We start from the raw sequence: 13,490 nt of genomic DNA on the forward strand, positions 1-13,490 counted from the left end.
AAAAGAAGGGAATTCTAATGAGTAAAAAAGTGAAAATAATTTTATCTGCAATTGCAACTACTGCAGTAGCAGCAGGAACTACAGCGGTTGCTGGATATTATTTTTTCAAAAAAAACGATACACCTACTTCCATTCAACCAACTGAAGCAACTTCAAATAACCAAACAAATTTAGATAAAGAACCAAAAGTTAATGAAAATGGTTCTATTCAAAAAAAGAAAAAAGAAGAAATTGAAACTAAAACAGAAACAAATGTAAAACCTAAAGAAGTAGAAACAGAAAAATCAGTATCACCTTCAAAAGAAAATCCACCCACCACTGTTGAAAATAAAAAAGAAGAACCAATAGTTGAATCAGGAGATCAAGAATTTGAAAATGCTCCGCAATTAGAAGTTAATATTGATAACTCCACTTTAAGATTTAGTGAAATTCATAAAGAAAACTTTTCAATTAACAACTCAAATAATAATTTAAGTTATTCAGTAGAAAGTTTTAGACTAAATGACGATCAAAGATCAATCTCTGTTGTTGTTAAAATAATAAAAGCGGATAAAAGTAAAACTTACACCATTGATAATTTTACTGACTTCAAAACTGAAGAGCAATATTACATTGAATTATTGAATTCTAAAACAGAAGCATTACAAGTGCATCTTATTGCAGGTAATGAAAATAAAAAAGCAAATGAATATACCATCAATAATTTTGAACTAAATAACCAAGATAATAATTTTACTTATGAATTAACTTCACTTTCAACAGTGCAATCAAATCAAGAAACAGGAATAAGAACTACTGTTGTTAGTGGAACTATTTCTAAAGATAATCATTCTCAAAGTTTTAACAAAACAGTTACTTGAAACTTTGAAACAGATAGAGAAGTATTAGCAAGGGTAATAAAAAACAAACAAGTTTATCAAGCAGAAATTGATAAGATTCTAAATAAAAAACTAATCCCTGCTGAAATATCTTTAAGTTCAGAAAAGATTCAATATTATGATTCAAAAGAAGATGTGTATTTTATCTTTAATAGAGCAGAAGAATTAAATGATTTTGAAGGAACTGCAAGATTACAATTTGAAGTAAGAAAAAATGATTCTGCTGCTTCATTATCATTAACATTTAATGGATTTAATAAAATTGTTGCTGAAGATAAAGATTACAATAATACTCATAGATCTGCTACTTGAAATATTAATGCACCAGAATCAGATAGTACAAGTTATAAAAAAGAATATGTATTTACAAGAGTTGGTCTTGGTGGTAAAATAGGGCGAAACTATTGATATGTTAATTCAGATAAATCAAAAGATATTGTTTTTGAAATTACTAAGAAAAACAATAAACCAATTTATGTTTATAATTTAGAATTAATCTTTATGCATTATGGTGGATATTATAATGACAATGATTTCTATCATATTGAATATAAAACTACACCAGATGGACAATGACAAAAAGCAGATATGTCAACAAATGTTAAGTGAGATCAAGTACATAATGCTATTCCACATATTCATAACAAAATTGATATCAAAAAAGATGTTGTAGCAATTAGAGTTGTATTTGAAAAAGGAAAACAACCAACATATTACACACATATTTCAAGTTTAATGCCTTATATTAAACAATATCAATATGAACAAGAAAATATAACTAATACAGATGATAATATCTCAACAACAAATCAAGAAAATCCACCTGTTACAACTAATAGTGATTCAGAACCTGCTGTAAATCAACCAGTAACTCCAGTGCAAGAAGAACCAACAGTAGAACAACCAACTACTTTAAATGATAATGAACAACCTTCTGTTTCAAGCGAACCTTCTTCAAATGATTCTTCTAAAGTTGTAAATACTGATGATTCAATTCAAGAACCTACAACAACTTCAAGCACTGATTCAAATGATAAAACAGACACAACTACCGTTTCACAACCAACAGAAAATGAACCTGCTACAGTTACAGAAAACCCTTCAAATAATTCCGATAATACAACAACAGATAATGAACCAGTTTCAAATAATTCATCAGAACCTGTTGAACCAGCAGTATCAACATCAAACGAAGAACAACCTGTTGTATCAGAACCAAATGGAAACACTGCAAGTGAACCAACTACAGAAGAACCAGTAGTTAGTGAGCCAGTTGATGAAGAATTTGAAAATGCTCCACACTTAGATGTAAGTATAAATAACTCTAATTTAAGATTTAGTAAAATTCAAAAAGAAAACTTTTCAATTAATAATACAAATAATAATTTAAGTTATTCAGTAGAAAGTTTTAGTATAAATGAAGATCAAAGATCAATTTCTATTGTGGTTAAAATAACAAAAGAAGAAAAAAGTAAAACTTACATTATTGATAATTTCACTAACTTCAAAACTGAAGAGCAATATTATGATGAATTATTAACAGAAAAAGTTCAAAATTTAGCTTTAGTAATTAAACCTGAATCTAAAAACAAAAAACTTAATGAATATGTAATTGAAGATTTTGCTGTTAATATTCCTGATAGTCAATATCAATATAATCTAAGTTCATTTAGTGCAGTAAGTGAGAATCAAGAAACAGGAATTAGAACTACAACTATTAGTGGAACTATTTCAAAAGATAATCACTCTAAACCTTTTGCAACAGAATTAAGTTGAAGTTTTGAAACCGATAAACAAATTGTTGCAAGAGTTATTGCTAATAAGCAAAAATATCAAGCAGAAATTGATAAGTTATTTAACAAAAACTTAATTCCAAGTGAAATTCAATTAAATCCACAAGTATTGCAATATCACGATCAAAAAGATGACGTGCAATTTACTGTTGTAAATAAGGCACAATCATTAAAAGATTTTGAAGGAAGTGCAACACTACAATTTAGAGTAACTAAAAATAATGCATCTGATACTGTTTCATTAACATTTAACGGATTTAATAAAATTGTTGCTGAAGATAAAGATTATAATAATAGACATAGATCAGCTACTTGAAATATTAGTGCACCACAACCTAGTTCAAGTTGAAAAAAAGAATATGTATTTATTCCAGTTGGATCTTGAGGGTATCTTGGTAAAAACTATTGATACACAAATGCAAATCCAAAACAAGATATTCATTTTGAAATCACTAAGAAAAACAATCAACCAATTTATGTTTATAACTTAGAATTAATCTTTATTAGAGATGGTTCTTACTATAAAGATCAAACATTCTATCATATAGAATATAAAACAGCAAATAATAACAATTGACAAAGAGCAAATATGAATACAATTGTTAAGAAAAACCAATGACACCACGGTGTTCAACACGTTCATAATACAATAGACATTAAAAAAGAAGTAACAGCAATTAGAGTTGTATTTGAAAAAGGAAAACAACCTAAATATGTGCATATTTCAAGTTTAATGCCTTATGTTAAAGAAAGATAATATAAAAGGAAGTAATTATGAGTAAAAAAGTAAAAAATAAAAAAGGAATTGCCTTAGGGGCTTTACTTGGAGCATCCATAGGTACTACAGCTGCTTTTGTTCCACATTTATTTAATGACAAAACAAAAAAAGCTGAAACAGTTAATATTAAAGAATTTGAAGCAACTAATATTGGTTTAAATAGTGCTACAGTTAAATTCAAGTTAGATCTTGAATCATTACCTGAAAGATATAAAAAAACTTTATCAAGTAATCCACAATTAAACGTTAACATTATTGAATCTAAAACTAATAGAATTGCTGATACAGAAGTAGCAACATATAATGCAGAAACACAAGAATTTTCATTAGATGTTACTTCATTAAAACCTGGAAAAATCTATAATCTACAAGTTGTTGATTTAGCAAATGATAACTTAACTTTTGAAATGAGCACAAGTGCAGGTTTCATTGTTACAAAACCTGAATTAGAAAAACTAAACTATAATCTTAATAAAAGAGAAGTTTCTCTGGAATTATTCTTCTCTGATGAAGAAAAAATTCTTGTTGGTAAAGAAGTTACAATTCAAGTAAAAGAACAAAATAACACAAGTGCACAACCACAAACATTAACAGGAAAAGTAGAATTAGTAGAAGGTAAAGATTTAGCAGGTAACGACAAACACAGTGTTGTATTTAAAACTAAAGTAGAAGGTTTAAAAAGAAACACTACTTATGAAGTTACAAGTGTTAAAATCGATAATAGAGAAGTAGAAGCAAAAGCCGACTTAGACCGTACTTTTAAAACTTCAATACCAACTACAATTGTAAAATCACTAACTCAAACTGAAAGCACCAAAAACACTGCTAAAGGTGAATTATTATTTTCAGGAGATGATGAAGATGTTGAAAATAAACAAATTAATGTTACTTATGCACAAATTAGCAAAGATGAAAACGGACAAAAAACAGGTTATACAAACATTCAAACCCTTTCTAATTTAGCTCTAACAAAAGTTGAAAAAACAATTGATAATAAACAAGAAACATTCTATAAAGTAGATTTAGATTTAACTAACTTACAACCAGGTTCTTCATATGAAATTCTTAGACTTTCATCAGTTAATAGCGATGATTTAGAACATGCAGTAAATGCTATTCTTCCACGTGAAGAAGCAGATAAATGAATTTTATCTACAAATCCAGTTGTTGCTAAAATCTCGACTGATACACAAGTAGAAAAAACAGCATTTATTACAGTAACTCTAAAAGATGATTCATATACTAAAAACGGACAAAGTGCATATTTAAAATATGCTCTAAAAACAGAAAAAGATGATGCTACTAAAGTTAAAACCGTTAAAGGAAATGTTATTGGTAACTTTATTAGATTCAATTTACAAGATTTACAAGGATTACTAGAATACACTATTACAGAAATTGGAATAAGTGAACCAGGTAGAACTGCAGATCAAGAAAAACACACTGCATTTGATTTTACTGAAAACTTTGATCAGGCAACCAAAAGCTTTATACCAACTGTTTCAAATATTTTAATTAACGATGTTAATGTAACTGACATAAAAGAAAGTACAGCAAAAGTTGTACTAGAATTTGAACCAAACAATGATTTTATTGAAAACAGAAAAGCAAAATTACAATTTTCTGCTTTAGGTTCTAATGATGTTGTTACTTTCCCTTCACCTGCTACTGATAATCAAACAGTGGAAGGAAAAGTAATTTCTAAACAAGATAACAAATTAAAAGTAGAATTTGACTTAACTGGATTAATTGGAGGAACAAGTTATTCTATTACTGGATTAACTCTTGATGAAGATTCAACCAAGAGTGCTGTAGAAAATAACTTAAAAATTGATTTTTCAATTAATTTAGATGGTTCTAAAAGAAGATTTATTACAAAACCAGTAATTAAAGATATTAACTATACAAACTCAGATACTTCCGCAAGTTTAACATTTACTTTAAATAACTCATATACAGATAAAACTCAATCCTTTGAAGGAAAAACAGCTACTGTTAAATATAAATTAAGAACAGATGCTAATGCTCAACCACAAGCAGGTGAAGATACAGCAGAAAAAACAGTTACAGCACAAGTAAAAAGTAACTACATTGTTGTTGATTTAGAGAATTTAACACCAAACAAAACTTTTGAAATTACTTCAGTAGAAGTTGAAGGTTATACAACTTCAGATACAACTAAACCAAATGATATTTTAGCTGTTTCTAGTGATATAACAGAAGATAAAAAACTATTCTATACAACAGCTGTTTCAGCTAATATTAATAATATTACTAACACACCACAAACAGAATCAACTTCACAATTAGTATTTACTTTTGATGATAGATCTAAATTCTTAGCAGGTAGAACTATTATAATGAAATACAGAAAAGTGAATGCTAGTGTTTCAACCCAAGATTCTACAATTGAAACAACTGTAAGTGCAGATGGAAGCAGTTTAACTTATGATTTAACTGGTTTAGACATAGGAATTAAATATATTGTTAGTTCACTAACACTAAAAAAAGATGCTGCAGATGCAGATGACAAACCTTTAACTAGAATTGTTTTTGATGCTAAAACAGTTGCAGAAGAAAACAAAATCTTTAGAACAACTAACGGGGTAAGTGGATTTGAATTTAGAACTCCAGTTGAAACAAAAGCTAGAGTTATTGTTTCAATTGCTGACGCAAGTCAAGAATATGAAAATAAACAAGTAAAATTAGTTTATGCTAAAACAGATGCAAACTCTACTGAAACAACTACAGATGCAGTTGACATTATTAATGGTAAAGCAGTATTTGATTTAACTAATTTAGAAAAAATCAAAGAATACAAAATTACTCATGTTAAATTAGTAAATAATGGTACTGAAACTGATATTCCTTTAAAAACATCATTAACAGATGATAATAAAAAATTCACTACTTCTGCTCAAAGTGCAAAAGTTGCTACAATTGAAGAAGATGCAAGTTCTAGAACTAAAAACTCTGCAGTTGTAAATGTTTCATTTGATACTACACACGATAGTTTCTTTGCAGATAACTCTTACACTCTAAAAATGAGATATAAATTAAGAGGATCTAATGAAGCAATTCAAGAAGCAACCGGTGTTTTAGATGCTTCTGATGCTTCTAATAAAAAATACAAATTTACTTTCTCAAGTCTAAAAGAAGGTTCTGTTTACTACATTATTGGATTTAATGGTGAAAAAGATAATAAAAACATTGATGTTATTTTAGATAATGTTAGTGAAGATAAAAAACAATTTTCAACTAAAGCAACAGTAAACTCTATTTCTGTAAATACTTCTGAAGAAGCAAAAGCAAGAATTGTAGTAAGATTTAACGATGCAAAAAGAGAAATTATTAATAAAGAGTTAAAAATCGTTGTTAAAAAACAATCAGAAAAAGATAATGATTCAGCAACTAAATATGAAGATACATCAACTTCAGATTCAGGATTATATGTATTTGATTTAGCAGATTTACCAAAAACAGAAACATTAGAAGTAGTAGGTATTTATGAAAAATCAGGAGGTTCTTCAGATTATACTCAACAAATTGATTTTGGAGCAGAACAAGCAAGTACATTAGATACAACAAAAGTATTTACTGTTACTGCAACAAGTGCTACAGTTAATAAAGTTGAAGTTACTTCAATTGAAAGAAATTCTGCTTCAGTAAAATTAACTTTTGATACAACTAAAGATTCATTTGTTAATGGTAAAAAACTAAAATTAAGATATAAAGGACAAGATTCATCAGATATTATTGAAACAACAGGTGATGGTGAAACAATAAATAATGGTACTCTTACTATTGCTTTAAGCAACTTAAAAGAAGGTATCAGATATGAAGTTGTAGGATTTACAGTTGAAAACTATAAATCTAACTTTGATTCTTCAACAAATTCTCTTGCTTCATTAAGTCATAGACAATTTGTAACAAAATCAGCAGTTTCAAAATATGAATTTTTCCAAATTAGTGAAACTTCTACAAGAGTTGTAGTTTCTATTGAAGATAATGCTAGAGTAAAAGAAAACTTTAAAGCTAAATTAAAATACTATGCAACTTCTACTCCATCAACTGAACTAGAAACAAGTGCAGTAAGCATTTCAAACCGTAGAGCAGTATTTGAATTAACAGGATTAACCAAATCTGGTTCATATACAATTAAAGAGTTACAAATTAGTAATGCAGCAAATTCAGAAGATGGTTTAACTAAATTAGATGAATTATCTACTGTTACAGAAAATATCAAACAATTTACTTTAACTTCACAAACTTCTGAAGTAACAACAGTAAATTCAACTACTACTTTAAATAGTGCAACAGTAACTATTAAATTAGGAACTGCTGATGCATTTACTATTGGTAAAACTGCAACATTAAAATTAAGAAAACAAGGTTCAGAAGCTGAAATAACTCAACAAGTTGCTTTAACTGATGATAGTGGAGTTCCAAAAGGAGAGTTTACATTTAATAGTTTAGATGCTGGTTCAACATACGTATTAACAGGAATCTCTATTGAAAGTGTTCCTAAAACAAGTTTTTCACAATCAATTACTGATTCAAATAAACAAGTAGTTACAACACCATTAATTTCTAGAGTAATTATTGCTCCATCAGCAGAAACTACTTATCAATTAAATGCTATTGTTCGTGATCCATTATCTGGATCAAATGACAATAGATCATTTGATAATAAGAAAGTAAAAATTACTTATTATGCAACCGATGCAGAAAGTACTAAATTAACAGTTGATTCAACAATTACTTTATCAAGAATTGATGCAACTTTAACTAATTTAGTTAAATCTAAAACTTATAAAATTGAAAAAATTGAATACAGTGCAACTGGAAATGAATTAACAGGTGATTTAACTGCATTTACATTTACAAGTGAAGTTCAAGATTCTAATAAACAATTTACAGTTGAACCAAAAACAGCACAAATTACAGAATTAAGTTATGAAACTATAACTAATAATAGTGCAACTGTTAAAGTTAAATTCTCAAATGATGTCGATGGTTACTTAAGTACTTCAAGTAAACAACTAAAAATTAAATACCGTTCTTCAGAAGATTCTGAAAGTAAAGAAAGTACTTTATCAAGTGCTACTGTAGAAAATGGAACTGTTGTTTATTCATTTGATTTACAAAACCTTGGACACGGAGCAAATGTTAGAATTATTTCAGGTATTATTGATGGTATAAGTGTTAACTTTGCTTCTACTATAACTGCAGAGCAAAAAGCATTTAACACTATTCCAACAGTTAGAGTTGTTAGAAACTTTAAAGCAGATGAAGAAGAAAGTTGAAACATCGAAGTTAGACTAAAAGACTTAAAAGAAACTTCAACTAATAAACAAATTAAAATTAAATATGTAAAAGAAAGTGCAGAAAATGATGTATTAACTTCAGATGCTGGAACTGTTAATTCAAATAGAGTAACTATTAAACTTTCAAATCTTGAAAAATACACAGGATACAAAATTAAAGAAGTTATTTTAGTTGATTCTTCTTCTTCTTCACAAGAACAATCATTAATTTTTGAATCTTCAGTAACTGATGAAAATAAAAAATTCAAAGTAATACCAAAATTAGCAACAATTGAAGCAGTTGAAAACAAAACTTCAACAACTACAACTTCATCATTTGATCTTAAATTTGCTGATGCAGATAGAAATTATTTAAGTGCATATCACAACATTACTATTAAATATAGACAAAAAGGTCAAACAGACATTATAGAGAAAAATGGAACTATTAACACAACTACATTAAAAGCTTCATTTAGTTTTACTGTAGGAACTGACAACTTTGTTCAAGCTTCTTATGAACTATTATCAGTAATTTTCCAAGGAGATCAATTAAATTCTGGTGTTAAAAACACAGAACATAACCCTGAAGGTGTGTTAATCTTATTTAAGGATTCATTAACTAGAAATGATAAAACATTTGCTACAACAACAGATGTTGCATCAATTTCAACAGTAGGAGATGAAACTACTGCTGAAGCTACTGTAAGAATTAATGATAATTCTCAAACATATGTTGGTTCAAGACTAAAAGTAGTTTATACATTAAAAGATGATACTAATGAAATTACTTCAAGTGATGCAGAAATTGTACCAAGTACTGAAAGTGGTAAATCAGAAGCAGTTGTTACTTTAACAGCATTGAAAAAAGAACATACTTATACAATTAAGAAAGTTTTAATTAATAATACAGAAACTCCTTTTGTTGATAGTTTTGATAACAATAGCAAAACATTTAAAACAACAGGAAAAACCGCTACTGTTGATACTATTACTCAAGATGAAAGTTCAATTGCTAAAGATACTGCAACTATAACATTAATATTTGATGCAGCGGATGTATTCTTAGCAGGAAGTACTACTGTTGAACCAAATACAACTGCTAAAAATCTTTACTTAGTATTTTCTTCAAAAACAACAGGAGCAACAAAAACTTCTGAAACTGCAGCTATTGTAATTAAAGAAGGAGATAAAGCAAAAGTAGTCTTCAATTTAACTGGTTTAGATTCAGGGGATACTTATGAAATCATTTCAGTTCAAGAAAGAACTGGTGAACCACAAGCAAATGATGTGCAATTTAGTTTTCCAGATAATGTTAATAAAGACTTTAAAACATTACCTGCTTTAGGTTCTGTAACTAAAAACCTAAATACAGAGAAAAAAGCAGTATTAACTATTGATCTTGTTAATAATAATGATATCTTAGGGGAACCGAGTGCTTCAACTCAAGGAACTCTAACATATAGAAAAGTTTCAGATAATAGTAGTACTGAATTAACTGCTTCCTTCATTTACAATAGTAAAACTTCAATTTCTGTTGAATTGAATAATTTACAAAAAGATGAACAATATGAAATTGTTAAAGCTACTGTAAATAATAAAGATCTTGTTTTCACAACTGCAACTAACACAGATAATAACAAGAGATTTAGAACTTCTGTAAGAACAGCAGAAGTAACAATTACTGCTAATGATGATAAACAAGTAGGAGCAGGAACCTTTACACTTGCATTTGGAAACAGTGATGACTTTTTAAACAAAGGATGAACTGCTAATATTTCTTACCAAGTAACTAATGAACTTGAAAGAAAAGTTACACATAATACTCCTGTAAATATTACTAATAAACAAGCAGTATTTAGTTTAACCGGTTTAACTGGTGGTCAAACCTATCATATTACCGATATTACTTTAACTAAAGATTCAGCTAACACTGAAGCAAGTGTTGATTCAGTTATTGCAAGAGTTCAAGGAACTCCTGCACAAATCAACACTAAAGCAACAGTTAAAACTATTTCTTATGTTTCATCAACAGAAGGACAAGCAACTGTTAAAGTAGGATTTGATAATACTAACTTAGATATTGCAAACAACGGAACTGTTGCAATTACTTATGAATTAGTAACTCCACTTGGTGATGGAAATCACAATGGAAATGCAACAGGAACAGTAGTGGTGTCTAATAATAATAATAATAATAGTGTTGCGACATTCAATTTAACTAATCTTGTAAAAGGACAAGAATACAAAATTACTGCAATTAAAAGAGATTCAACTTCAGGAGAAGATTTAACTTTCAATAGCAATATAAGTGAAGATACAAATTCTGAAAGAAGATTTACTTCTATTACACAAACAGCAGTAGTTTCTGCAATTACTTTCTCAAGTCAAACAGTAAATAGTGCTAGTGCTACTTTAACACTTGAAGATGAATTTGCTAAATCAGGTCAACATGCATCCATTTTATATAGAAAAGTAGGAACAACAGAAAGTTTCAACACTGCACTAGTTGAAGTTAATTCAGATAAAACATTTACAGTTAATTTAAGTAATTTATCAGCTGGTTCTCAATATGAAATAATAGGGGGAACATTAATTCCTTCATCAGCTGCAATAACAATTAAAAATGAATTACAAACTCAAAATAGTCATAAATTCTATACTAAACCAGAAATTTCCGCAATTGAAATTATTCCTGATTCAGAAACTGAAGCAAGAGTAGTATTAACTTTTGCAGATGCAGAAGGTTCACTAAATGGTCACTCACTACATTTAGATGCAATTTTAGCAACAAATGATGGTAATGCAGCAGCAAATCAAGTTCAAGCAAATGCAACTGTTGCAAATAATTCAGTTACATTTAACTTTAGTAATTTAAGTAAATATACCAGTTACAGAATAACAACTGTTGTTGACACAACTAATTCAAATACAGCAGTTCCATACAATAAGTTATTTAATACTAATGGAGAATTAGAAAGTTCTAAAGAGTTTAGAACTTTAGGAACTGCATCAACATTAGAATTTAATGCACAACAATTTGATGGAACTGATGCAACAACATCAAGTGCAAAAGTTAAATTTACAGTTCCAACTACAGATAGAACATATGCAAGAAATAAAAACTTAGCTTTAAGATATGTGCAACTTGCAGATGATGGAACTGAAGTTACAAATACTGAAAAAACTTCACCAGTTAATATTAGATTAGCAGAAGAAGGTAACATTGAATTTAATTTAAGTAGTGATGTTGACGGTTTATTATCAGGAACTAAATATAAAGTAAAAGAAATTATCGATTTATCTCCTGCTTCAGAAAGAATTACTTTTAATGTTCCAGCAGATTCTACATTCTCTACTTTAATTGAGCAACCACAAATTGTTGGAGTAACTCCGGAAGCATCAATTAAAAATAGTACTGTAACCGATAATCACTATGCTTATAAAACTAAATTTAATATACAGTTTAGTGATCCAAAATCAACAATTAAATGAGATACAATAAATTCTTGAAGTGTTGCTGTTGTTAGAAAAGGAAGACACGAAGGTGAAGCGGATAAAAATATCACTAATTCAGAAATTTCATATAGCAGATTAAATGATACTTCTACTTTACAAGTAGAATTAACAACCGCTGATGTTAAAGAAATTCTAGGAGCAAGATTAGAATTTACAATTAGTGGTGTAACCTATTCTGAAAAAGTAGATAAAAGCGATAATAAAGTTATTACTACTTTAAATAGAACAGAAAAAGGTGGAGATATTTATGCAACAGTTAAATCTACTTATTTAGTTGAAGAAATAGCATTTCCACAACAAAATACAAACTTCTTCTTTGGATTAGCATTCAAAGTTTATGATCCAACTAGATCATTAAAAGAGTCACATCCATATAATAGTGGTAGTGGATTAGCATATACTTGATATGTATCAGATGCACCTTATACTCCAGTAATGACATTTGAATATACAGATGGTTTTGGAGCAGCATCTCATCAAGGTTTTGCAACTAACAGTGATAATACAACTATAACAAGCAGTAAATTTATTACTCCTACTTCAACTAAAGCAACTAGTCATTTTAAATTAAAACAATCTGCATCAGCATTTGTAAATAGTAGTTCTACTTGAACAGAATTTATGCCAAAACAAGCTATTGAATGGATGACAGCTAAAAGAGATCCGAATAATCCAGATTATATTTATGTAACAATTGGTGGTTCTACAAACAGAAATGATGGTTTAGGTTGAGGAAAACTTCATCAAAAATATATTAGAATTAAAGCAGGTTCTATATTTGCATTAACTAAATATGTTCCCGCTGATAAAACAGAAGCAACTAACTCTGCTACATATCTAACAAATGGTACAAGTGATGTTACTGAAGGTATAACATTACTAAGAGATGATATTACTACAAGAGCAACTTACACACTACCTATGCCTGCTGGTGATTTTAATAATGATGAATCTAAATTAGTATGAACATCTGACTCTGGACAAAATAATCTAAGATTAACTGGAAAACCAGGTACACATGGTAATCCAAGTCAAATTGATAATTATGTAACATTTGGTTCTACAACATGAGATAATACTAATAAAACCTTATCAATATCATATAGTCCAAATACAGCAAATGCCAATAGAGTAATTACTACAACTATTAAAGGTTATGCTGTCTTCCAAGATCAACAAGGTAATTTATACTTTGCAGGTGATAATCAAGGTAATC

General features: G+C 28.6%; 2 protein-coding genes. Both read left to right on the plus strand.

What is annotated here, in order from left to right:
• Positions 1 to 17 precede the first annotated feature (17 nt).
• Entirely contained in the window at positions 18 to 3,428 is a 3,411-nt protein-coding gene (locus tag ACXX85_RS02575; protein WP_458560558.1) for a lipoprotein 17-related variable surface protein, read from the plus strand.
• Between the two features lie 17 nt (positions 3,429 to 3,445).
• Positions 3,446 to 13,490, plus strand: a 10,045-nt coding sequence (locus ACXX85_RS02580; RefSeq protein ID WP_458560559.1) for a hypothetical protein, incomplete at its 3' end; no start/stop codon positions are given.

This window comes from Mycoplasma sp. Z386, from assembly GCF_054343375.1.